This window comes from Thermotoga sp. SG1 (assembly GCF_002865985.1).
GTDB lineage: Bacteria > Thermotogota > Thermotogae > Thermotogales > Thermotogaceae > Thermotoga.
This window is the reverse complement of record NZ_LNDD01000002.1, coordinates 1-21911: the sequence shown is the minus strand read 5'-3', so window position 1 is coordinate 21911 and position 21911 is coordinate 1. Positions and strand designations below refer to the sequence as shown.

24 protein-coding genes and 1 pseudogene are annotated in these 21911 nt (G+C 45.1%); 11 read left to right on the top strand and 14 right to left on the bottom strand.

The features are described from left to right. Positions 1–5 precede the first annotated feature (5 nt). The 7 genes from AS006_RS02265 to AS006_RS02235 all read right to left on the bottom strand — a co-directional run bounded on the left by AS006_RS02265 (position 6) and on the right by AS006_RS02235 (position 7960). A complete protein-coding gene (locus AS006_RS02265; RefSeq protein ID WP_101512763.1) occupies positions 6–527 on the bottom strand; it encodes a hypothetical protein in 522 nt (173 codons plus the stop codon). 278 nt (positions 528–805) lie between these two features. Then, entirely contained in the window at positions 806–1888 is a 1083-nt protein-coding gene (locus AS006_RS02260; RefSeq protein WP_158241068.1) for a putative CRISPR-associated protein, read from the bottom strand. Positions 1889–1944: 56 nt separating this feature from the next. Further along, a complete protein-coding gene (gene cas6 / locus AS006_RS02255; protein ID WP_101512761.1) occupies positions 1945–2697 on the bottom strand; it encodes a CRISPR-associated endoribonuclease Cas6 in 753 nt (250 codons plus the stop codon). 114 nt (positions 2698–2811) lie between these two features. Continuing rightward, the gene (locus AS006_RS02250) at positions 2812–3234 is read right to left on the bottom strand and encodes a hypothetical protein (RefSeq protein ID WP_101512760.1); all 423 of its coding nucleotides are present in this window, start codon (positions 3232–3234) and stop codon (positions 2812–2814) included. A gap of 419 nt (positions 3235–3653) precedes the next feature. Beyond that, positions 3654–5606 carry an IGHMBP2 family helicase gene (locus tag AS006_RS02245; RefSeq protein ID WP_101512759.1) on the bottom strand — a complete coding sequence of 651 codons (1953 nt, stop codon included), beginning with the start codon at positions 5604–5606 and terminating at the stop codon, positions 3654–3656. Next, on the bottom strand, positions 5603–6640 hold the full coding sequence (locus AS006_RS02240) for an L-Ala-D/L-Glu epimerase (protein WP_101512758.1): 1038 nt from the start codon (positions 6638–6640) through the stop codon (positions 5603–5605). Before AS006_RS02240 ends, AS006_RS02245 begins: the two co-directional genes overlap by 4 nt. Positions 6641–6643: 3 nt before the next feature. After that, positions 6644–7960, bottom strand: coding sequence for a transglutaminase-like domain-containing protein (locus tag AS006_RS02235; RefSeq protein ID WP_101512757.1), 1317 nt, complete (start codon positions 7958–7960; stop codon positions 6644–6646). Between the two features lie 32 nt (positions 7961–7992). On the opposite strand from AS006_RS02235, the gene AS006_RS02230 reads away from it, so the two are divergent. Beyond that, positions 7993–8667 carry a cyclase family protein gene (locus tag AS006_RS02230; RefSeq protein ID WP_101512756.1) on the top strand — a complete coding sequence of 225 codons (675 nt, stop codon included), beginning with the start codon at positions 7993–7995 and terminating at the stop codon, positions 8665–8667. A gap of 1 nt (position 8668) precedes the next feature. On the opposite strand, the gene AS006_RS02225 is transcribed toward AS006_RS02230, so the two are convergent. From AS006_RS02225 to AS006_RS02205, 5 genes are read right to left on the bottom strand one after another with little or no spacing between them, the layout of a single operon-like run. Next, the gene (locus tag AS006_RS02225; protein WP_101512755.1) at positions 8669–9832 is read right to left on the bottom strand and encodes a glycerol-3-phosphate acyltransferase; all 1164 of its coding nucleotides are present in this window, start codon (positions 9830–9832) and stop codon (positions 8669–8671) included. 37 nt (positions 9833–9869) lie between these two features. Further along, positions 9870–10298 (bottom strand): ferritin family protein, encoded by a 429-nt coding sequence (locus AS006_RS02220; RefSeq protein WP_101512754.1) that lies wholly within the window; start codon positions 10296–10298, stop codon positions 9870–9872. Beyond that, positions 10295–12118: an NADH-quinone oxidoreductase subunit NuoF gene (nuoF, locus tag AS006_RS02215; RefSeq protein WP_101512753.1), complete on the bottom strand. Its 1824-nt coding sequence runs from the start codon at positions 12116–12118 to the stop codon at positions 10295–10297. Before nuoF ends, AS006_RS02220 begins: the two co-directional genes overlap by 4 nt. 17 nt (positions 12119–12135) lie before the next feature. After that, complete coding sequence (locus tag AS006_RS02210; protein ID WP_101512752.1) at positions 12136–12516, bottom strand: ferredoxin; 381 nt, start codon at positions 12514–12516, stop codon at positions 12136–12138. 3 nt (positions 12517–12519) lie between these two features. Next, positions 12520–13008 (bottom strand): NAD(P)H-dependent oxidoreductase subunit E, encoded by a 489-nt coding sequence (locus AS006_RS02205; protein ID WP_101512751.1) that lies wholly within the window; start codon positions 13006–13008, stop codon positions 12520–12522. 176 nt (positions 13009–13184) lie between these two features. Between AS006_RS02205 and AS006_RS02200 the strand changes: the two genes are divergently transcribed. The 9 genes from AS006_RS02200 to AS006_RS02160 all read left to right on the top strand — a co-directional run bounded on the left by AS006_RS02200 (position 13185) and on the right by AS006_RS02160 (position 19433). Then, a complete protein-coding gene (locus AS006_RS02200) occupies positions 13185–13946 on the top strand; it encodes an MBL fold metallo-hydrolase (RefSeq protein ID WP_101512750.1) in 762 nt (253 codons plus the stop codon). A 9-nt stretch (positions 13947–13955) separates the two neighbouring features. Beyond that, a complete protein-coding gene (locus AS006_RS02195) occupies positions 13956–14786 on the top strand; it encodes a methyl-accepting chemotaxis protein (protein WP_101512749.1) in 831 nt (276 codons plus the stop codon). Positions 14787–14876: 90 nt separating this feature from the next. Continuing rightward, positions 14877–15455 carry a pyruvate synthase subunit PorC gene (gene porC, locus AS006_RS02190; protein WP_101512748.1) on the top strand — a complete coding sequence of 193 codons (579 nt, stop codon included), beginning with the start codon at positions 14877–14879 and terminating at the stop codon, positions 15453–15455. Positions 15456–15467: 12 nt separating this feature from the next. Further along, positions 15468–15767: a pyruvate synthase subunit PorD gene (gene porD, locus AS006_RS02185; protein WP_015919177.1), complete on the top strand. Its 300-nt coding sequence runs from the start codon at positions 15468–15470 to the stop codon at positions 15765–15767. 2 nt (positions 15768–15769) lie between these two features. Beyond that, positions 15770–16948 (top strand): pyruvate synthase subunit PorA, encoded by a 1179-nt coding sequence (gene porA / locus AS006_RS02180; protein WP_199167300.1) that lies wholly within the window; start codon positions 15770–15772, stop codon positions 16946–16948. 14 nt (positions 16949–16962) lie between these two features. Beyond that, positions 16963–17937, top strand: a complete 975-nt coding sequence (locus AS006_RS02175) for a thiamine pyrophosphate-dependent enzyme (protein ID WP_101512746.1) — start codon at positions 16963–16965, stop codon at positions 17935–17937. A 38-nt stretch (positions 17938–17975) separates the two neighbouring features. Then, on the top strand, positions 17976–18746 hold the full coding sequence (locus AS006_RS02170; protein WP_101512745.1) for a glucose 1-dehydrogenase: 771 nt from the start codon (positions 17976–17978) through the stop codon (positions 18744–18746). Continuing rightward, a complete protein-coding gene (gene crcB, locus AS006_RS02165; RefSeq protein ID WP_101512744.1) occupies positions 18736–19128 on the top strand; it encodes a fluoride efflux transporter CrcB in 393 nt (130 codons plus the stop codon). The genes AS006_RS02170 and crcB overlap by 11 nt, the downstream gene beginning before the upstream one ends. Then, a complete protein-coding gene (locus tag AS006_RS02160) occupies positions 19125–19433 on the top strand; it encodes a DUF190 domain-containing protein (RefSeq protein WP_101512743.1) in 309 nt (102 codons plus the stop codon). Before crcB ends, AS006_RS02160 begins: the two co-directional genes overlap by 4 nt. Here AS006_RS02160 and mutL read toward each other — a convergent pair. After that, a complete protein-coding gene (mutL, locus tag AS006_RS02155; protein WP_101512742.1) occupies positions 19430–20968 on the bottom strand; it encodes a DNA mismatch repair endonuclease MutL in 1539 nt (512 codons plus the stop codon). The two genes, AS006_RS02160 and mutL, sit on opposite strands and share 4 nt — an antisense overlap. A gap of 74 nt (positions 20969–21042) precedes the next feature. Here mutL and AS006_RS02150 point away from each other — a divergent pair, with 74 nt between their 5' ends. Then, positions 21043–21594, top strand: a complete 552-nt coding sequence (locus AS006_RS02150) for a flavodoxin family protein (RefSeq protein WP_101512741.1) — start codon at positions 21043–21045, stop codon at positions 21592–21594. A 13-nt stretch (positions 21595–21607) separates the two neighbouring features. Here the strand turns inward: AS006_RS02150 and AS006_RS02145 are convergent. Next, a pseudogene (locus AS006_RS02145) lies at positions 21608–21911 on the bottom strand (methyl-accepting chemotaxis protein); the annotation flags it as partial.

The following is a 21911-nucleotide window of genomic DNA, read 5'->3' as shown; positions in this document are numbered from 1 at the left end:
AGCTCTCACAACGATCTCCCAGAAAATCTTTTTATATCCTCAAGATATGGTTCTATGATGTGAGAGAGTCCTGAAACGTCGAAAACTGCCGTTATAGGGATTTGCTGATATGTCCACGCTCTTATTACGAACGTTTTTGTTTTCATCAATTTCTCTAAAAATTGATAAACAGATTTTCCAGAATAATTAGAACTGTAAAAACTCGCTTCACCGTTAGTTGAAGGATTCCAGAGATCAAATATCGGTTCTTCATAGTCAAACTTGTAAACAACCGTGTGTTCGTACAACGTTCCAACAAAATGATCCCAGTAAACATAGGGTTCGACTTTTCTCAAGGAGTAATCGATACGAATATAAAGAGAAGGTACTACCAGGAAGTTATCGGGCACATAGTCATAGTCCGTCGCCGTAGTGTAGATAAAAACCTTCTTGCTGCCTGTGAGTAGATCTTTCTCGACATTTGTATACCACATGGAAAACATCAATGTACAGGACAGAACAATGGTCAAAATAAAAAACCTCTTCATGAAAACACCTCCTATTCACTTTTTCCGTGTTTCGGCCATGATCTTTTTTTAAAAAAGACACTTCAAATCTCTGTCATTTCATTCGTGGCAACAAAAGACTTCGTTTTTTACAAGGTATGCAAAAAACCGAACCGGCAGGAATGAGAGTCCTTCTTGAATCGATCGTGACAGCACAGATCTGATCAGCCCACCGGTTTTTCCTGTTATTCATGCTTTATGCTATGAAAAAAGGTGACAGAAAAGGTGAGAAGAACAAAAAACGCCCAGGCGGGCGTTTTTTAGATATTCTCGGACAGAACCTTTTCCACTTTGAATCTTACAGCTTCCAAAAAACGATCCGACCTGTACCTACAATAGGCTTTCATATAAAGTGCTCCTTTTTCTGTAAAAAGTTCTACCTTTAAACATCCATCCTGAACAAGTGTCCTGATAGAACTTCCAGAACTCTTCTCAGAACTGCCTGTCAGGTGCAGAGAGTTTATCCATGGAAGTTCAACCAACTTTTCAATTATCTTGTAAGCCTGTTTAACGACCTTTTGACCATGAATTTCAAAGCCAACCAGTTTTTCTTCAGGTTCTCTGTTAGAGTAGAATATGGGATGATCGATGGCTGAGTAGTCCCATTCAACGCTCTCTGCGTAGATCAAACCCATTGGATTCAAAGCAACAAAGTCTTTCCCGTCTATATGTACTCTATCAAGAAACAGCTTCATCTTTTCAGGGACATCTGCCCAGCTTTTCCACCCAATAACCTTTAGAAATTCTGAAAGTTCTAATTCACCGGCAGCGTCGAGAAGAGTAAAGATCAGTTTGTTTTCGTTGTAGATTTTTTGATCTAAGCCTATCGGAAGAGGGGGAAGTTCCACCATGTGATTGAATCTATCAAATCTGTAACAAACAGGTATGCCAAGAGCCTGTCCCAGAGCCACTGCGTAGGCTATCTGTGCTTTGTATCCTCCCGTTGCATTGATGACAACCCTTTCTCTATTCAATCTCGCATACTTCGCCATCTCCCTGATAAGGTTTCTCAATCCTTTGTTTCTGAAAGTGAATTCGTCACTGTCGTTCAATCCTTCTACTTTCACCACATGAACATTTTTAAAGTCCAACTCATGGTCGTTTTCTTTGAAATAGTCTTTTAGAATCTTGCCAATCTTTTCCCCTTCGGTAGTGTCTGAAACAAGAAGGTAGAGTGTTTCTCTTTGATCTACAATTCCCTGTTTGACGATGCTTGCCATAGAGTTGATCTCTGCTCCAAAGTTTCTGTTGTTCAGAGGATCATCCTGTTTTCTCAAAATTCTGGATATCTCTGAAAGCCTATCTTCTTCATAAAACCTCTTGGCTTCCTCACCAAAGACCAAACCCCTAACGATATTGTTTTGAAGACTTGCCCCCACTGTACAAATCACATGATCCCTCATGCTTCTCCCCCTTTCAAAGCTACCATTCCAAATCCCATACTGTTCTTTTCTCCAAAGCCTGCCTCATAACCGATCTCTATCAGTTTCCTATCACCCCTTACTCTAAATGGAAAGACAACAGCTCTGACGAATACATCTTTCAACTTGATTCTTTTTGTTATACGCTCTTTGGATTTTATATAGTTCCAATCTGGAATGATTTCTACATCACCCTCTGGGTCTTTTCCATAAAAGATGCGGTACTTCTTATACAGGTTTCTCTTGAAAGCCTCGTAAAAGCCTTCTTCACCGGGGTGAAGGTATCTGTGAACCAGTTTCCCGTTTTTTTCTTCAGGAACACTCACAACAAGAGGAGAGATCATGATGAAGTTGTATTCTGAAAGGACTGGAAGAGAATCTTCAACTGTGATTGACTGAACCACGAATTCTGCCTTTCCAACTCTTATCACAGGATTTTCAGATAGAGAGGAGAACATATACCTTACAAAGTCGACGACAGGGGAAGATACGTGCCACCATCCCTTTCCCGGAAATATCACTAGCTTATCATCCTTCACCTTTGAGTTTTCCAAAAAAAGTTGAGAGAAAGTAAAAAATTTGAATCTTTCTCCGTATCCTCTCTCATGAAGAAATTTGGCGAAGTTCTCGTTCTGAGAAGCCAGCTTTTTGTAGATAAACGACGAAAGAAGGTAGTTGTAATTCAGAGGAATTATAGCCTCCGTAGTTTGAAAATGAATTTTTATCCTCATATCATACCCCCTTCTTTCTTGTGATAATTTTATCATTAAATTAGTAAGTCACACAGCGTGTAATTCTCCTAAACACCCCCCATGGTGATATTTTTTGTCTTCAGATTTTTCGAATCACAGGACTTTCAAAAATGCATCGTACAGAGTTGTTCTTTTTCTCGATCTAACTGAACGCCTGATAATCCTGAAATCCCTTGGGTTTGCAACTCCGTAGTTATACCTGAAATGCAGTATGTCATTTTTGTTTTTGAAGGCAGGCAAAAGACTGTACCTGACAACATCTGCTTTAAAACCTATCCTATCCCCAACTGCTATATCAAGAGTGTGGGGCAATCTTTTTATCACCGTCCACAGATGATCGATTTTCACTGATTTGCTTCCGTATCTGACGATAACATTAGTTAATAACATCGTTGGATAATTGCAAGACGGATGTCTTGTCGCACCGAATTTTTTCACATTACCAACAATCTTAACAGTTTTTCCAACAAATTGTTTGAGTTCGGTCCTGATACCTTCTTTTTGGAGAACTTTCATGTGTGACCACCTCGGATTTTACAAAAGTGGATCGATGAATCTTTTGCTTTTTGTATCTCACTTCTGAATATCTAATTGTGTCGAAAAAAGCAGTGGGAAAGCTCCCACTGCCAGGAAATACTTATCGGGTCATTCTTCTTAAGACTCTTCAGTAATCTCTTCGATGATTTCTAATGTCGTTGCTACACCTGTCAAGATCGCCGAAATTACTTTGATGGTACTCATCTGGTTCACCTCCTTTCTTTTCAGTTTCATCCTCCAAATTTGTAAGTACACTTTCTGACATCACAAATAACCCACGAACGCATTTTGGTTACCTCTCTGTTTTGTTTCCTTCTGAATTTTTAAGTACACTTTCTGGAAAAACAATGAAACAAAAAACCGGGCTCAAAGCCCGGTACGTTTTCTGGATTCAAATTTCAGAATTTCACATAAGTCCCCTTCTGCTTTGCAAATTCCACGAGCCTTCTGTACGTTGGATGAACAGAGAGAGTGCTGGAGTCTCCTATTGCTATCAACTTTCTTTTGGCTCTTGTGAGAGAGACGTTGAGCCTTCTCAGGTCTTCGAGAAAACCTATTTCTCCATTCCTGTTGGATCTCACAAAGGATATGATGATCACCTCTTTTTCTCTTCCCTGAAACCCATCCACGCTATGAACTTCCACATTTTCACCGATTAAACTTTTTATAAGATCTACCTGATCATCGTAGGGAGTGATGACGCCTATCCATTCTTCCTTCACTCCCATCGAAAGAAGTCTTTCCACTGTTTCTTTCACTATCTGCGCCTCCAATGGATTTTCTTTGGATGGTGAGTCCTTTCTCTGTCTTTCGAATCTATCCGGCTTGTCTTTCGTATCTATGAACACAAGAACGTTCTTGGGAGATAACACAATATCCCAAAATCTTCCAAAGTTTGGAATCTCTACGCCAAGATCAAAGAGCGTGATATTTCTGACAGTTTCAGCTGCTTTCAGCTTTCCGTCGTAAAATTCATTACTCGGAAATTCCATCAACAACTCGTTCATACGGTACTGAATGTCGAGAAGGGCGGATTTTTCAGGATAGCGTCTTATGAGTTCTTCAAAGAGTGTTCTGGACAGATCCCTTGCCTCTTCTGAGAGTATCGTTGGGGGAAGTTGTTTGTGGTCTCCCGCAAGAACGAACTTTTTCCCCCTGGATATGGGAATCAGGATGCTAGGAATCGTTGCTTGGGATGCTTCATCCACCACCACGACGTCGAAGAGAATACCAGAGACTATATCGAGGGCGGCGGACGAGTTGGTGGAGAGCACCACCTGGGCTTTTCTCACGATGCTTCTTGCTATCGCCTCTTCTTTTGCTTCGATCAACTCCCGCACTTCCTGGATCTGGTTGTTCAGCTTTATCCACTCGGCCATCTCTTTTATCTTTTCTTTTGGAACTCCTCTGACGCTCCAGTTCTTTTCGGCGTATTCCAGGATCTTTTCATCACTCAGACCTCTTCTCCACTGGGGAGATGGTTTTGTGAATCTGTCTCTTTTCTCGATCAGTCTGGAAAGATTTTCCTTCATCTCTTTCACCTTTGTGTATTCATCGTGGGTTTCTATCTGGTGTGCGAGGGTGGATTCTTTCAGGTGGGGTGACACCCTCGAGGGATGACCGATCCTCACAAGAGACACCTTTCCCCAGAGCCTTTCCACCAGATTGTCCACTGCAAGATTGCTTTCTGCCGTGACAAGAAGTTTTTTACCGCGCTCTGCCTCCTGCCTTATGTACTCCACAAGAGTTCTTGTCTTTCCTGTTCCGAACGGACCGTGTATGAGAAAGAAATCAAGACTTCCAAGAGCCAGAGAAATTGCTTCCTTCTGACTTTCGTTGAGTCCCTCATCGAACGGGGTGAACTCTTCTTCGACCGATTCCGCTGGCTCTCTTTTTCCGAGTAGAAATTCCAAGACTTTTTTTCCTTCTGAAGAGAGGCTCTGTAGATTCTCTATCTGTCTTCTGAATGTAATGTCACTCGCAAACAGGTCTATTCTGACGTTTTTGAGTTTCCAAGAAGGAAGTCTGTCAACCGCAACGGTGATGAATCTTGTTCCTTTTTCTACCACCGTTCCTGTGTAATCACTCTTTAAAGGATTTCCTTTACTTATGAGCACAAGGTCTCCCACACTGATTTCGGTGTCTATTTCCTTTCTTCTTCCAAATCTCACAAGAAAGTACCCGAGTTCTTCTCCCACAAACTTTCCCGTGAGACCAAGAACGGCTCGGCCTTTCTTTTCCCTTTCCTCTCCGGAGAGCCGCTTTATTTCATCGAGCATGGCAGAGATCTCGGCGTTTCTTTCGAGTTCCACAAGTTTTATGAGTTTCTTCACAAACTGATGAACCGTCATTCTTCCTTCACCCTCATCTTCGATCCTTCCTGAACAAATTTCCCTCTGAATTTTCCCTCTTTCAACATCAGATGACTGTCCAGATCATGGTACTCGAACGCCCCGGTTCCGAGAGCAAAGTGAACGCTCTGATTTATCCCAAGGCTGGACTCTCCCATACACCCGATCATGAGTTTTAATCCGGCTGTTTCTGCTATCTTCACTATGGCAAGTGCATCGGAGATACCGGACTTCATGAGTTTTATGTTCACATAATCCACTGCTTCTTCTTTCACCAGTCTCATCACGTCAAACTTCGTCCTTGCAGATTCGTCCGCCGCCACTGGAAACGGAGAATGAAACCTTACAAACTTCAGACCGTCGATATCTTCTCTTTTCACTGGTTGTTCGAAAACTGCAACGTCTATTCCTTTTTGATAAACTTCTTTTGCGAACTCCACCGCTTCTTTGGGAGTGTATCCCATATTGGCATCGACGATGTATTTCGCACCGGGAGTGACCCTCGCTATCTCTTCCATCGCTTCTATGTCTTCTTTCAGGTTCTCTCCAACTTTGACCTTTATAACCCTGAAACCTTCCTCGAAGATCCTCTTTGCATCATTTATCCTATTCTCTACTGTGTCTATTCCCACGGTTTTGTCTGTCTCTATTTCATCTTTCTTTCCTCCTAGGAGATAACAAACCTGAGTTCCCAGTTCCTGAGCCAGAGCATCGAGAACAGCAAACTGTACAGCTGCTTTCAAACTCGGGAAAGCAAAGAGTTTATCCGTGATCTCAAAGATCCTTGCATAGTTTCGAACGTCAAAGCCGGTGATCATGTTTTTTACTACGTTTTCAATTGCCAAAAGAGCTTCCACCCTCTCCCCGTTCACTCTGAACGAAGGAGATGCCTCTCCATAACCCTTGATTCCGCTCTCGAGTGTGATTTCGACCTCCACGTTTCTGCTCTCTGAGGAGATGCTTCCTGTTATATGGAACGGCTTTTCGTACTCGTACCTTCTGAGAGTGAACTTCACGTCCACTATTTTCGACATCCTTCACACCTCCTCAAAACTCAAAACTTCTATAAAACTTTCGAACGGAAGACGACCTTCATCACTTTCTGCCTCTCCCATCTGATTGTCAGTTGGATCGTTCCTGAAAAAGCGTGGTTTGGGATCGAAATCTTTCATGAAATCGTCGTTTGCCACCATCCTGAAACCATCCAGGTTTCCAAAGTAGAAACTTCTGAAATCTTCCCTTTCCCTCCTTGCACCTCCAAAGGAAAGATCCGCTGGAAGCCATCCATAAGGTTCGATGTAAAAGAGTGCCCAGTCGTGTGGGGAAGCAAAGAGTGGATTTATGTACCATCCGGACTGCCATCTCGCCGGAACACCTGCTATTCTACACATCGTTATGAACAACAGAGCCTGAAAACCACAATCACCTTTCAGGTTGTTCGCCACAAAATCTGTGATGTTCTCGTAGAGAGCGTACGGTTTCACATAAGAGTACCTCACGTTGAAGGTGATCCAGTCGTAGATCTTCTTTGCTTTCAGATACGGATTGGTTTCCTTTCCCACGATCTCTTCGGTGAGCCATCTGAGTTTCGGTGAAAAGACGATATGAGGAGGTTCTTCTCTCAGAAACTCTCCAACAACCCCCGTTTCTGAAACCTTCTCTGGCTCAACACGATTCACCCACTCTCTGATGATGTACTCGAACTCTACAAAATAGGTGTTTTCCTTTCCTTCGAAATATATCGTGCGCTGGGGAACATCGTTTGGTGCAATATAGAACGTTCTGTGACTCGCCCTCAAAAGTTTCACACTTTCCACCTGAAGATCTTCCTTTGGAAACGGAAGCCACACACGGTTCTTGGAAGTAGTTTTCTTCAATTTCAGGGTAATTCTTGCTCTTACACGATATTTCTTTGGATTTTCTCCATTTATGAGACGTCTCAGACGTTCATGAAGAATCTTCCTTGCTTTCTCTCTCTTTTCATCTTTCTTTTTGAGTCTTTTTTCGTACTCGGGCTTTGCAAAAACAAGGTTGTGATGAAAGCGTCTTTCGAACTTTCTTTTTCCATCAACAACGATGTAATCGAAAGCGCCGTTCTCTAAAAGATGATGGAACTCTTCTTCAGAGAAATTCTCAAACGTCTCTTTGAGTTTTTCATAGGCTTCTCTTTCATCGAAAGGATAATCTTCAAGGAGCCTTTCGATCCTCTCTTTCTCGTAGAGAAGTCTTCCTCGATGAAGGGATGGTAGGTCTTTCCTCAAAAAGTCTTCGATCAATCTCAAAGCAGTCGAATAGTTTCCAAGCATTTCCTCTCGGATGATTTCTTCTGGTAAACTGTAGATGAGAAACTCCATGATCTTAACCTCCTGGAAGGGAAGTGATGGGTATGTTCATAGAACTATCTTACCCCATAGAGGAGAAAATGTTGACGTATCCAGATAACCCTCCTACCCGTTTCGAGCCGGTGGATAGGATCGAGCAAGGAGATGTTGCCAACACCACAATGATCCATCATTTCTCCCACACAGGAACTCATGTGGATGCCCCATATCACTTTTGTGAAGACGGTTGGACTCTCGATCAGATACCACTGGAATATTTCGTGTTCGAACATCCTTTGCTAGTGAACAGGGAAAAAGAACCAATGGAACTGTTCACCTTGGAGGACCTCGAAGGATTGGATCTGAGCAGAGTGGATCTTCTTCTGTTCAGATCAGGATTTGCAAGGTTCAGAAAAGAAGATCCTGCCACTTACAGATTCCTGTTTCCTGGAATTTCCCCTGAACTTGCAAAATTTTTGAGAGAAGAAGTTCCCTCACTCAGGGCGATCATGCTCGATTTTCTCAGTGCCGATCCCATCGTTTCGGGAGCAAAAGAGGGATATCCTGCACACAGGTGGCTTCTTTCGAAGAATTTCAGTAGAAAAAGACCGATAATCATCTTCGAAGATGTGAATTTGGAACCTGTTGTTGGAAAGAAGATAAAACGTGTGATAGCACTTCCAGTGAGATTCAAAGGACTGGATGGAGGGCCCGTCAGTATTCTGGCAGAGGTGGAGTGAGTCAGAATAGATTCATCGCAAGAGAAGAGAACACAGGAACGGATACGTTGTCATCTATCGACAGAGGAAGAACCTCACATGTTGTGGCAACCACGCTTCCCAAAAAGGCGGGAAAGAAATCCATCAACCCAGAAAGAAAGATCGTATAAGCGACAAAAAGGTTGACGGCAAAAGCCGCCATTGTTCCTTCGAAACTTTTGTGAAACAGCCTTTTCCTTCCAAAGGAGACTCCCACGATCTTTGCAGTCATATCACCGAAGATGAGAAAACATCCCGCTGTGAAAGAGATCTCCCTTTCGAAAAGCAGAAAACTGAGAAGTACTCCAAGCAAAAATAACGTCATGGAGGAGATCTTTTTTCTTTCTTCGCTTCTGTAGATCTTCACCTCAAGTTCCTCGTGGAAGAATCTGTGAACCCGCCGACTGATCAACCTCGAGATATCGGCCAGAAGGAAGATGGAGAAAACTATCACCACAAGAAGCAAAAATTTTTCCTTTTCCATCTTCAATCCAAGAAGAAGGAGCAAAAAAGCAGAGGGTCTGACCAGAACTCTCCAGCTTGCTTCGCCCAGTTTGATGACTTTTTCCTCAAGCACGTTTCTCAGATTGATCGTCCAGAGTGTACCCACAAGGACCCAGAGAAACCAGAGGTTGTCTACTCTCCTGAACGATAGGACTAACCCAAGAGCGGGAAGAACGAACAATCCTACAACGTCTCCTTTTCTGGTAGCCCAAAAGAAAGTGAACACAAGTAACAAAAGAACAAGCAGGTCAGAAAGAAAATATTGAACCGGAAGTTTCAACCACGTATTCCAAAGAAAGAAGAGAAGAAGACCAACGCTGGTTGCCGCTCCCTTTCCCCCTTTGAACTGTAAATAGAAAGGAAAAACATGACCTATTACTGCAAAATATCCTGAAAGAAGTGCGACAAAATCCGATTGTCCCATCATTTTCGAGATTTGAACGGCGAGGATACCTTTTGTTGTGTCGTAAAAAGCAGTGACGGCGGCCGGCCATAATCCAACCGTTCGATAAACGTTCATGGTACCTGCGTGCCTTGTTCCCACGCTCCTCACATCGATCCCCGCCATGGCTTTCACAAGAAAATAAGCGGGCAAGAAACTGCCAAGGAAGTATCCGATCAGAAGAGAAAGAACTATTTTCACTCACCTCGAAAAAACCCCGCCGGTCGGCGGGGCTGTTTCACACATCAAGTCTCAAAAGATCTCTAAGGTGCTTTTTTTCCTCATCGATGATCAACTGAATCGGCTCTTTTTCTGGCACAAAACCCAATATTTCACTGTAGAAAACAATGGAGTCTTTCTCCACCTCTATTGCTCTTCTTACAGCTTCTCTCAGGTCATCGGGTGGTGTGTCCTCCAGCTTTGGGAAGATCGAGATCTCGGCAAGGGACTCAAGGTATCCGAGAACCTCATCGGAAGGATTGAGATCTTGTTCGTATTTGTCCAAGATTTCCTTGAATCTTCTTGAATGATCTCTTTCCTGTTCTGCAAGCCTTTCAAAGAGTGCTTTTGTTTCCCCTTCTGTTTTCTCTGCCAGGTTTTTGTAGTAGGAGTACCCGGTTGATTCGATCTTCAAAGCGATGTTCAAAAGATCCTTCGGACCTATCATTCTACCGCCTCCTCCACGGGCAAAGCCGGTGTGACTTTGCTGATGGCACCGAACCTGCAGACCTCGATACAACTACCGCACCTGACACACTCTGCCTGATCTATCACATGTGGTTGTCTCACCTGACCGCTTATACACTGAACAGGACACACCCTCGCACAGGCGGTACAACCGACACACTTTTCTGGATCTATCACGTAACTGATGAGTGCTTTACATTTCTTGGCAGGGCACTTTTTCTCTCTGACGTGCGCAAGATACTCGTCTCTGAAGTACCTCAGGGTTGAAAGAACAGGGTTTGGTGCGGTCTGGCCGAGTCCACAGAGGGAAGTATCCTTTATCACGTTTGCGAGTTTCTCGAGTTCTTCAATATCTTCCTCGGTTCCCTCTCCAGATGTGATCTTTTCCAGGATTTCGAGCATTTTCTTTGTTCCTTCTCTGCAAGGAGTACACTTTCCACAGGACTCTTCCACGGTGAACTCTAGGAAGAACCTCGCAACGTCGACCATACAATCATCCTCGTCCATCACGATCATTCCACCAGAACCCATGATCGCCCCAAGTTTCTGAAGAGACTCAAAATCAACAGGGGTGTCTATGTACTCGGCGGGAATACATCCCCCACTAGGGCCTCCAGTCTGGACGGCTTTCAGTTTCTTGTCTCCTGCTATTCCTCCACCGATCTCGTAGATGAGTTCTCTGAGGGTGATTCCCATTGGAACTTCCACAAGTCCCGTGTTCTTTACTTTACCGGCAAGTGCGAACACCTTCGTACCCGGAGAGGTCTCTGTTCCATACTTTCTGAATTCTTTCGCACCGTTTCTGATGATCCAGGGAACGTTCGCCAGCGTTTCAACGTTGTTGATCACCGTTGGGTATCCCCACAGTCCCTTCTCAACGGGATAAGGGGGCTTCACCCTGGGTTGACCTCTTTCTCCTTCTATGGAAGCCATGAGTGCCGTCTCTTCACCGCAAACAAACGCTCCAGCTCCGATTCTGATTTCTATGTCGAAGAAGAAATCTGTTCCCATGATGTTTTCCCCGAGAAAACCGTATTCTCTTGCCTGTTCCAATGCAATGTTGAGCCTTTCTATGGCGAGGGGATACTCAGCCCTGACGTAGACAAAGCCCTTCTGAGCACCGATTGCATAGGCGGCGATCGCCATACCCTCTATGACAGCGTGTGGATCTCCCTCGAGGATGGATCTGTCCATGAACGCTCCTGGATCTCCTTCGTCTGCGTTACACACAACGAACTTCCTCTCAGCCTTTTGTTTTGCAGCCAACTCCCACTTGAGCCCTGTTGGAAAACCTGCTCCTCCTCTTCCCCTGAGGCCACTGTCTTTGATCTCCCTTATCACATCTTCTGGTTTCATCTGAAGAGCCTTTGCAAGGGCAAAGTATCCATCCCTTGCGATGTATTCTTCTATCTTCGTTGGATCTATGATCCCGAGATTTCTTGTGACGATCTTCACCTGTTTTTTGAAGAATGGAACTTCTTCATGAACCCGCGGGACGGGTTTTCCTTCCGGTGCTTTGTAAAGATGTTTTTCGACGATCCTTCCCTTGAGAATGTGTTCTTCTACTATCTCTTTTGCTGCCTCAGGAGTGAGTTTCTGATAGAACACTCCTTCCGGATAAATCACAGCGATCGGACCCAGTGTACACGCACCCATACAACCCGTCTCTATCACCCTGACAACTTCATCGAGACCGTACTTTTTCAATTCTTCTTCGAGGGCGTCCTTGACACTCTTTTCACCCGCAGAGATACAGGCTCCTCCCGCACAGATGAGGATCGTGTTCGTTGTGAGTGGCACTCTCTTCACCTCCAGTGTCAGACTTCTCCTCTTTTGACAACTAGATCTTCTACCACTCTACCTTCCAATATATGCATCTTCACTATCCTCTTTGCATTCTCAGGTGTCACCCTACCGTACACAACGGGTTCCTGCCCTTCGAGCCTCACTTCCACCGTCGGTTCAACCTCACAGAGGCCCATGCAACCAGACTGAACCACGGCCACATCATCCACACCGTGTTCGTTGAGTGCCTCAACGATCGCTTTCAGAGTCTCTTTCGCACCGGCAGCAATTCCACATGTTCCCATGGCAACCGTTATTTTCCCTCTCTTACCCGTCTCGCCCCTCAGCTGTAAATCCTTGAGAGCTTGTTCTTTTATCTTCATGAGTTCTTCCAGGCTTTTCACCTTACCCATTCCTCATCCCTCCCGCCTGTACTTGTTTATGATCTGAGGTACCATGTCGGGTGTCACTCTACCGTAAAAGTCGTCCTCGTCCACCATGACAACCGGTGCCATACTGCACGCACCAAGACATCTCACACCGTGAACAGAGAAGAGTCCGTCGCTAGTAGGTTCATCTGGCTTCACCTTGAGTTCTTCAAGGAATCTTTCAAAGATCCTATCTGCTCCCTTCACATAGCATGCAGTTCCAAGACACACCTTGATCTGGTGCTTTCCTTTCGGTTTTGTGGAGAAGAAGTTGTAGAAAGTGACCACACCGTAGATCTTGGAGAGAGGAACATTGAGTTTCTCCGAAATAAATTCGAGAACGTCAGCGGGAAGATAACCGAACAATTCTTGGGCTTTGTGAAGAACTTGTATGAGGACATCTTTTTTTCCTTCGTAGTTGTTCTTTTCTATGAATCCATCCAGTTCTTTGAAGAGTTCTTCCTTTGACTTAACCAACACGGCCACCTCCTAACAAGATTAAATCGAGATTTTTTTCACAATTTTCATCTGATATTTTTTTCACATTCATCACACCAATTATACCATTCTAGGATGCTGTACACCGAAAAGAAAAGAAAAATTCGTGAAGTGATAGAATTAAAGAGGGCGAAAGTTCAGGAGGTGGTCGATCGATGTTCGATAACGAGGTTCTCTACGATGATGGACAGCACAAGTTCTTCTTCCTGGGATGGGAAGAAAAAGAAGAAGAAATCGTTCAGACAAACCAGTATCTGATAATGGACGGTAACGAGGGAGTTCTTTTGGATCCCGGCGGGGCACACGTCTTTCCACGTGTCATGTCCAACATAGCAGAGATAACGGATCTTTCCGGTATAAAACACATATTCTACACACACCAGGATCCCGACGTCACCTCTGGAATCCTCCTGTGGCTTTCCATATGTGAAAACGCAAAAGTATACATCTCCTCTCTCTGGGTCAGGTTCCTTCCTCACTTTGGAATTTTCGATCAGAAAAGGATCGTTCCCATCCCAGACAGAGGATCGAAGATAAAACTTGCCAGCGGAAATGAACTTGAGATATTGCCCGCTCATTTCCTCCACTCAACCGGAAACTTCGTCGTTTACGATCCTGTCGCGAAGATACTGTTTTCCGGTGACATCGGGGCAGCGGTATTCGAGCGCGGAAAGAGATACAGGTACGTCGACAACTTCGAAAAGCACGTTCCGCTGATGGAGGCATTTCACAAAAGATACATGGCTTCCAACGTAGTCTGTAAAAAATGGGTGGACATGGTCTCAAAGAGGCCCATAGAGATGATAGCCCCACAACATGGAGCTGTTTTCAGAGGCGAGTCCGTGAAGAAGTTCTTGGAGTGGTTCAGAAATCTCAAGTGTGGAGTCGACCTTGTTGACAATCTTTATTCTGTGTGAGGTGATCCCATGAGAGAAATCATGGATAAACTGACTTCCGCCTTCTTTGCAGAAAATACCATCATATCGTTCACCAGTCAGCTCGATGAAGCTCTGAACAGAAAGCTTCAGAGGGTCCAGCGGAAAGTCGAGAACATCAAAGATAGATTCATAGAGCTTAACAGGGTGTTTCAAAAGATCTCTCAAGACTTTCAAAAAAACAGTGAGAAACTGATTGAAGCCGTTCAGGAAATGGAAAACATGAACAGCCAGATCATCGAGGATCTAAAAAAATCGGGTACAAGCGTTGATCAGGTTGTCGATAGAGTGAATGAGGCATCTTCACAAATAGCGGAAACACTGGAAAACATAAAATCCATAGAAGAACTCGTTCAAAGTATCATGAAAATAGCAAGGGAAACTAACATCCTTGCTCTGAACGCCACCATAGAAGCAGCTCGGGCAGGAGAAGCCGGAAGAGGTTTTGCGGTGGTTGCAAGCGAGGTTCAAAACCTCTCCAACGAGACGAACAGGGTGACAAAACAGATTGAAATCAAGACAAGAGAGATAATAGAATCCACTCAGCGCTCCCTTGAAAATCTGGAGTTCATGGCAAACCTTTTCGAAACGGTGGGAAGAACCCTTCAGAGCATGATCCAGTTCATGGAAAAAAACGTGGCTCTCCTTCAAGAGGTGAAAGACACCCTTGACAACTCAAATAAAGCATTGATCGAAGAAAGCGAAGAGATCAACTCAGCTACAAAGGTGCTGGAAGAGACAACAAGAGGATTTACAACGATAACCAGAGTGATAAACTCCGTGGTCTCTGCTCAAAAGAAACTGAAGGATCTGAAAATTTAATAATTCGTTCAAATATTCCATTTATGAAATGAACTATGTATTTGATACAATTACGTGGGTTAAATTACATTGTGTAAGGAGGTGCGATCGATGCCCGTTGCGAAGAAATACTTTGAGATTCGCTGGCACGGTAGAGCCGGGCAGGGTGCAAAGAGCGCCTCTCAGATGCTGGCAGAGGCGGCACTGGAAGCAGGAAAATTCGTTCAGGCGTTTCCAGAATACGGTGCAGAAAGAACGGGTGCTCCCATGAGGGCGTTCAACAGAATAGGCGATGAGTACATCAGAGTGAGATCCGCCATAGAGAATCCAGACGTTGTCGTGGTAATCGATGAAACGCTACTTTCTCCCGCCATTGTAGAAGGTCTCTCGGAAGACGGAATCCTCCTTGTGAACACGGTGAAAGACTTCGAGTTCGTCCGACAGAAAACAGGCTTCAACGGAAAGATCTGCGTGGTCGATGCCACAGATATTGCCCTTCAGGAAATAAAACGTGGTATACCGAACACGCCCATGCTTGGAGCACTGGTCAGAGTAACAGGAGTTGTGCCACTTGAGGTAATAGAACAGAGAATCGAAAAGATGTTCGGAAAGAAATTCCCCCAGGAAGTGGTGGAAGCAAACAAGAGAGCCCTCAGACGCGGATACGAAGAAGTGAAATGCTCAGAGTGAGGAGGTGTAAAAATGTCCCTTAAAAGCTGGAAGGAGATCCCCATCGGTGGCGTTATTGACAAACCAGGAACAGCGAGAGAATACAAAACGGGAACGTGGCGTGTGATGAGACCCATACTTCACAAAGAAAAATGTATAGATTGTATGTTCTGCTGGCTGTACTGTCCTGATCAGGCAATCGTTCAGGAAGGCGGAATCATGAAGGGATTCAACTACGACTACTGCAAAGGTTGCGGGCTCTGTGCAAACGTCTGTCCAAAGCAGGCTATAGAGATGAGACCTGAGACGGAGTTTCTGGGTGAGGAGGGATGAAGATGGAAAGGGTCGTTGAGAGAGTGGCCGTCACCGGTGCCGAAGCTGTTGCCAATGCGATGAGACAGATAGAGCCCGATGTCGTCGCGGCGTACCCCATAACTCCACAAACTCCCATCGTGGAATACTTTGCTAGGTTCGTCGCAGACGGCGTCGTCAGAACAGAGATGATACCTGTTGAGAGCGAACACAGTGCAATGAGTGCCGTTGTGGGAGCTGCCGCAGCAGGCGCAAGGGCAATGACAGCAACCAGTGCGAACGGTCTTGCCCTGATGCATGAAATAGTTTACATCGCTGCATCCTACAGACTTCCCATAGTGATGCCCGTTGTAAACAGGGCTCTGAGTGGTCCGATAAACATACATTGTGATCACAGCGATGCTATGGCAGAAAGAGACTCAGGCTGGATACAGCTCTTTGCAGAGACAAACCAAGAGGCCTACGACTTCACCATCCTTGCTGTGAGACTGGCAGAACACCCCGATGTGAGACTTCCCGTCATGGTGAACCTCGATGGATTCATCCTCTCCCACGGGGTGGAACCCGTTGAGTTTTATCCCGACGACCTTGTGAAGAAGTTCGTCGGTGAACTGAAACCCATGTATCCTCTCCTGGACACAGAACATCCGGTGACGTGGGGACCTCTTGATCTTTACGATTACTACTTTGAACACAAAAGACAGCAGATAGAAGCAATGGAAAATGTGAAGAAGGTCTTTCCGGAGATTGCAAGAGAGTTCGAAGAAACGTTTGGAAGAAGATACTGGTTCGTCGAACCGTACAAACTAGACGACGCAGAACACGTGATGGTGGCCCTCGGTTCCACAAACAGCACGATAAAGTACGTTATCGACGAACTCAGAGAGGAAGGGCACAAAGTTGGTGCATTGAAGATATGGATGTTCAGACCGTTCCCGAAGGAACAACTCCAGGAGCTTCTCAACGGTAGAAAGAGCGTTATCGTGCTTGACAGAGCAGTTTCCTTCGGAGCAGAAGCTCCCCTGTATGAAGCTGTTAAATCCTCCCTGTACGAAGTGGCCGCAAGGCCAAGTCTTGGATCCTACGTTTACGGTCTTGGTGGAAGGGATATTAAACCGGAACACATCAGAAAAGCCTTTGAGGACGCCATAAACGGAAATCTGATCGCCGACGAACAGAGATATCTTGGCCTCAGAGAATGAAGGAGGTGTGAAGAATGCCCGTTAACATAAAACAACTGGCACAGGAGTTCGACAAGAAGGAAATAGGTATCACACAGGGGCACAGGCTCTGCCCTGGATGCGGTGCTCCCATCACGGTCAAATTCGTTATGATGATCGCAAGACACCTTGGGTACGAACCCGTTGTTGGACTAGCAACAGGTTGTCTGGAGGTTTCCACCACCATCTATCCATACACCGCCTGGAGCGTTCCCTACATCCACAACGCCTTCGAAAACGTCGCAGCAACGATGAGCGGTGTAGAAACCGCCTACAGAGCTCTTAAGAACAAAGGAAAGATTCCAGAAGATAAAAAGTACGCCTTCATAGCGTTCGGAGGAGACGGAGGAACGTACGACATCGGTTTGCAGTCGCTTTCTGGAAAGATTGAGAGAGGCCACAAGGTGCTCTATGTCCTCTACGACAACGAAGGTTACATGAACACAGGAAACCAGAGATCCAGTTCCACACCACCGGGTTCCGACACAACAACGGCTCCCGTTGGAAAGAAACTTCCCGGAAAGGTTCAGTTGAAAAAGAACATCGTCGAGATCGTGGCAGCTCATGAGAATGTCTACGCCGCAACTGCTGCCCTGTCCGAGCCGATGGACTTCTTCGCCAAAGTGGAAAAGGCACTGAACTTCGATGGACCTTCTTTCCTTGCGGTGTTCTCTCCCTGTGTCAGGTTCTGGAGGGTGAACGACGACAAAACGGTTGAGATCTCGAAACTTGCTGTGGAAACAAAGTACTGGCCTCTGTACGAAGTGGAAAGGGGAGTCTACAGAGTTACAAGAAAGCCAAGACAGTTCAAACCCGTGGAGGAATTTCTGAAAGCCCAGGGAAGGTTCAGAAGACTGCTCTCAAGACCCGACGCGAAAGAGATCATAGACGAACTTCAGGAGTATGTTGACAGGAGATGGGAAAGACTCCTAGCACTGGAAGAGGTGACAAAAGACAAACCGATCAGATGAAAGGGCGGGGAACCCCGCCCTTTTTTGGAGGGAGAATCATGCTTTCTGGTAAGGTCGCTGTTGTCACGGGTGGTGGACAGGGAATAGGCGCTGCGATCGCTCAACTTTTTGCAGAAAACGGAATGAAAGTTGTCATAGCAGAAATAGATGAAGAAGCTGGCCTTGAAAGAGAAGAGATTCTGAGATCGAAGGGACTGGATGTCACCTTTGTGAAAACGGACGTTTCCAATGAAGAATCTGTGAAGAACATGGTGAAAAGAACCGTGGAACTCTACGGTGGAATAGATGTTCTTGTGAACAACGCGGCCATCACGTCCGTGAAAAGCATATTCGAAAGGTCCCTTGAAGAGTGGGAAAGAGTGATCAGAGTGAATCTCACAGGTCCCTACATCTGTTCCAGATACTGCGCAGAAGAGATGATAAAACGCGGCGGTGGAGTGATCATAAACATCGCAAGCACAAGAGCTTTCCAGTCAGAACCAGATACGGAGCCTTATTCAGCCTCAAAAGGAGGTCTTGTTGCCCTCACTCATTCTCTGGCTGTGAGCCTTTCAAAGTACAAAATAAGAGTGGTGTGCATCAGTCCGGGATGGATAGAGACATCGGAGTGGAAGAAGAAATCTCTGAGAAAAAAGCCAGACTTGAGACCCATCGATCATGAACAGCACCCCGCAGGAAGGGTAGGAAACCCGCTGGATATAGCTCATCTGTGTGTCTTCCTTGTGGACGATGAAAAGGCCGGTTTCATAACAGGAGTGAATTTCACCGTCGATGGAGGAATGACGATAAAGATGATCTATGAGGAGTGAAGACAGGTTGGAATATCTCCTTGTGGCAATCGGCGGATCGATCGGAGCCGTCTTCAGGTATTTCATCTCCAAAATGTTCAACTCCCTTTTTCCATTCTCCTATCTTCCCCTTGGAACAATCGTTGTGAACACCACTGGATCTTTTTTTCTATCTCTTATGATGTTTGCCTCTCTTGAAAAGGTTCCCGTGTCGAAGGAAGTGATCCTCTTTTTTGGAACAGGTCTTCTTGGTGCCTTCACTACCTTTTCTACTTTCACGTATGAGACGCTTTCTCTCATAGAAGAAAGTCCGGCAAGGGGAGTGGTGTACATGTTGACTAACTTGCTGCTTTCTTTCACCGGTGCCTATTTCGGTATGATTCTGGGGAGAGGAAAGATATGAAGCTTTTGAAGATCTATCTTGGGGAAAAGGACAAACACAAAGGAAAACCTCTCTTTGAGTACCTTGTGAAGAGAGCCTATGAACTTGGCATGAAGGGAGTAACCGTCTACAGAGGAATAATGGGATTTGGCCACAAGAGGCACATACACAGAAGTGACTTTTTCAGCCTCTCACCGGATCTTCCTATTGTTCTGGAGATCGTCGACGAAGAAGGAAGGATAAATACGTTTTTGAAAGAACTCGACGGCATAGATTTCGATGGTCTTGTCCTCTTAATCGATGTCGAAGTTGTAAAAATGGGTTAACGCTCGAAGAACCTGTCCAGATCTTCATAACTGATCCTGAAAGAGATCGGTCTTCCGTGTGGGCATCTTTCGTATTTCTTCTGGAAGTAAAGATCTACAAGTCTTGAAGCCGTCTTTTCATCGAATTCACCGGATTTTGTGGCAAGCTTGCACGCAGCAAGGGCGATTTTTTCCTTCAACATCTCCGTACTACCGTGGATGATCTCCTTGAAGAATTCCTCCACGGCATCCTCTGTGAGAAACTCTGGAACCTTCTGAACAACCAGAGATTCACCTTCAAACTGGAAAGAAAAACCCAGTTCTTGCAGTTTTTCCCGTTCTTCATCCGGCAGGCTGGTAATGATCCTTCTCTTCAGGTTCTTCGATCTCCATACTTTTTTTGACAGGATCTCTTCGTATATGACCCGCTCATGAAGTGCGTGAAGATCGATGAAAAAAAGGGCATCTTCAGTCTCCACAACAGCGTACTTTTTCTTCACAAGAAACCACCTGTAGGAGGAAGATTCTGCCACGCTGAGTGCCCGGGAGGAGATTTCTTCGTACGTGACCGATCTGTACCACTTTCTTGCAAGGTTTTTCGCTAAAACCTCCTCCAGGGCTCTTTTGATCTTTTCTTCCTCCAGAAACCTCACCACGATCTTCGAAGGGTGTATGTTGACATCGAGTTTTTCTGGATCTGTTTCTACGAATAAAACGGCGATCGGATACCTTCTTTTTGGAAGGTCGTAGACCTTCATGAGAACCTCGTGGAGTTCCTCAGAGATGACAAAGCGTCCGTTCACATAGAAGTACTCTCCTGTTCTATTCGGTCGTGTGATTTCACGCGTTGAAACGATTCCTTTTATCTTCAGATCCGAAAGTTCTTCCTCGAACGTTATATAGCCCTTTCTCAGATCCTCGAGTATCAAAAGAGCCCTTTCGAAAGGGCCGCTCGTTGCTGGGAAAGAATGAACTATTCTTCCGTCCGAGATGAAGGCGAAGTCCACGTTGTTTTTCACAAGGGCGAATCTTTCGAACATCTCACGACACATTCTGAGTTCTATTGAGGAAGATTTCAGCGACTTTCTTCGAACGGGTAGATTGAAGAAAAGATCTTTCACCTCAACTGTTGTACCGCTGTCTCTGTGGGTTTCAGAGATTTCTTCCACTTTTCCTCCGGTTATCAGAACCTGAGTTGCAAGGACATCCTCTTTCGTTTTAGTCACAATTCTGGTTCTGCTCACCTGAACGATCGAAGCAAGAGCCTCTCCTCTGAAACCGTACGTTCTGATCCTGTAGAGATCTTCTTCTTTTTCAATCTTACTCGTTGTGTGAGGTTCTATAGCAACGAGGACTTCTTCCTTTGTCATCCCCGTTCCGTTGTCTGATACTCTCACGAGATTCTTCCCACCGTTTTCGACCTCAACAACCACCTTAGTTGCCTGTGCATCCAGGCTGTTTTCAACGAGCTCTTTCACGACGAAGGAAGGATTGTGAATTACCTCACCTGCTGCTATTTTTCTGACCAAGCTTTCAGGAAGCCTTCTTATTCTCAAAGTGTCACTCCCTATTTATTTGATCCAGTGATGATTTTAACATCGGAACAATAAAATGTTGTGGGGGTGAGATTATGTCGAAAGTTACAGGAATAGTCGGTAGTCCCAGAAAAAATGGAAACACAAAAATTTTGGTTGAAAAGGTACTGGAGGGTGCAAGAAGAAAGGGCGTAGAGGCAAGAATCTACATTCTCAACGACATGAAAATCAATGGATGCCAGGGCTGTTTTTACTGTCAGGAACATGGCGAATGCAAACAAAACGACGATATGAAGGAGTTATATCTGGCGCTGAAAGAATCCCAGGGGATAGTTATAGGATCACCCATATACATGGACTATGTGACAGGTCAGACAAAAATATTCATAGATCGGCTGTTTGCACTGATGAGGCTAAATTCGGAAGAAAAACCTTTGTCTGGAAAACGTCTGGTTCTTGTTTACTCTCAGGGTGGTGGTAATACCGGTGAGAGTGTTATGAAAGAGATCTCGAGATTTTTTGAATTTCTCGGAATGGAAACGGTGGGAATCATCGGTGGAAACGGCCTGAACGACCCTGGTTCCGTTCTGAACAGAACAGATCTTCTCAAAAAAGCTAAAGAAATCGGAGAAAAACTTCTGGAATAAAAAGAGTGGGGATTCACCCCACTCTGAATTTTGATACCAGTTCAGAGAGTGTCTCAGACATTTTCAAAAGTTTCTCTGCTGCCTCACTGACTTTTGCAGAGGAGCTGGTCTGGTTTTCGATGAGGGACTCCATTCTTGAGAGACTTTCCACAACTTTCTCCACAACCTTTGTGACGTTGTCCATGGCACTCGCCATCTCTTCCGCCGCAGCTCCCTGCTCCTGAGCTGTTGCCGCCGTGTTCTCTATCATACTGTTGATCTCCTCTATCCTTCCAAGGATCTCTTTGAACCTCTTTGTGATCTCTTCTCCCTTCACC

Coding starts and splice junctions, on each gene's coding strand:
- AS006_RS02265 (WP_101512763.1), bottom strand. CDS start 527: ATGAAGAGGTTTTTTATTTTGACCATTGTTCTGTCCTGTACATTGATG.
- cas6 (WP_101512761.1), bottom strand. CDS start 2,697: ATGAGGATAAAAATTCATTTTCAAACTACGGAGGCTATAATTCCTCTG.
- AS006_RS02250 (WP_101512760.1), bottom strand. CDS start 3,234: ATGAAAGTTCTCCAAAAAGAAGGTATCAGGACCGAACTCAAACAATTT.
- AS006_RS02245 (WP_101512759.1), bottom strand. CDS start 5,606: ATGACGGTTCATCAGTTTGTGAAGAAACTCATAAAACTTGTGGAACTC.
- AS006_RS02240 (WP_101512758.1), bottom strand. CDS start 6,640: ATGTCGAAAATAGTGGACGTGAAGTTCACTCTCAGAAGGTACGAGTAC.
- AS006_RS02235 (WP_101512757.1), bottom strand. CDS start 7,960: ATGGAGTTTCTCATCTACAGTTTACCAGAAGAAATCATCCGAGAGGAA.
- AS006_RS02230 (WP_101512756.1), top strand. CDS start 7,993: ATGTTCATAGAACTATCTTACCCCATAGAGGAGAAAATGTTGACGTAT.
- AS006_RS02220 (WP_101512754.1), bottom strand. CDS start 10,298: ATGATAGGTCCGAAGGATCTTTTGAACATCGCTTTGAAGATCGAATCA.
- AS006_RS02210 (WP_101512752.1), bottom strand. CDS start 12,516: ATGGGTAAGGTGAAAAGCCTGGAAGAACTCATGAAGATAAAAGAACAA.
- AS006_RS02200 (WP_101512750.1), top strand. CDS start 13,185: ATGTTCGATAACGAGGTTCTCTACGATGATGGACAGCACAAGTTCTTC.
- AS006_RS02195 (WP_101512749.1), top strand. CDS start 13,956: ATGAGAGAAATCATGGATAAACTGACTTCCGCCTTCTTTGCAGAAAAT.
- porC (WP_101512748.1), top strand. CDS start 14,877: ATGCCCGTTGCGAAGAAATACTTTGAGATTCGCTGGCACGGTAGAGCC.
- porD (WP_015919177.1), top strand. CDS start 15,468: ATGTCCCTTAAAAGCTGGAAGGAGATCCCCATCGGTGGCGTTATTGAC.
- porA (WP_199167300.1), top strand. CDS start 15,770: ATGGAAAGGGTCGTTGAGAGAGTGGCCGTCACCGGTGCCGAAGCTGTT.
- AS006_RS02175 (WP_101512746.1), top strand. CDS start 16,963: ATGCCCGTTAACATAAAACAACTGGCACAGGAGTTCGACAAGAAGGAA.
- AS006_RS02170 (WP_101512745.1), top strand. CDS start 17,976: ATGCTTTCTGGTAAGGTCGCTGTTGTCACGGGTGGTGGACAGGGAATA.
- crcB (WP_101512744.1), top strand. CDS start 18,736: ATGAGGAGTGAAGACAGGTTGGAATATCTCCTTGTGGCAATCGGCGGA.
- AS006_RS02160 (WP_101512743.1), top strand. CDS start 19,125: ATGAAGCTTTTGAAGATCTATCTTGGGGAAAAGGACAAACACAAAGGA.
- AS006_RS02150 (WP_101512741.1), top strand. CDS start 21,043: ATGTCGAAAGTTACAGGAATAGTCGGTAGTCCCAGAAAAAATGGAAAC.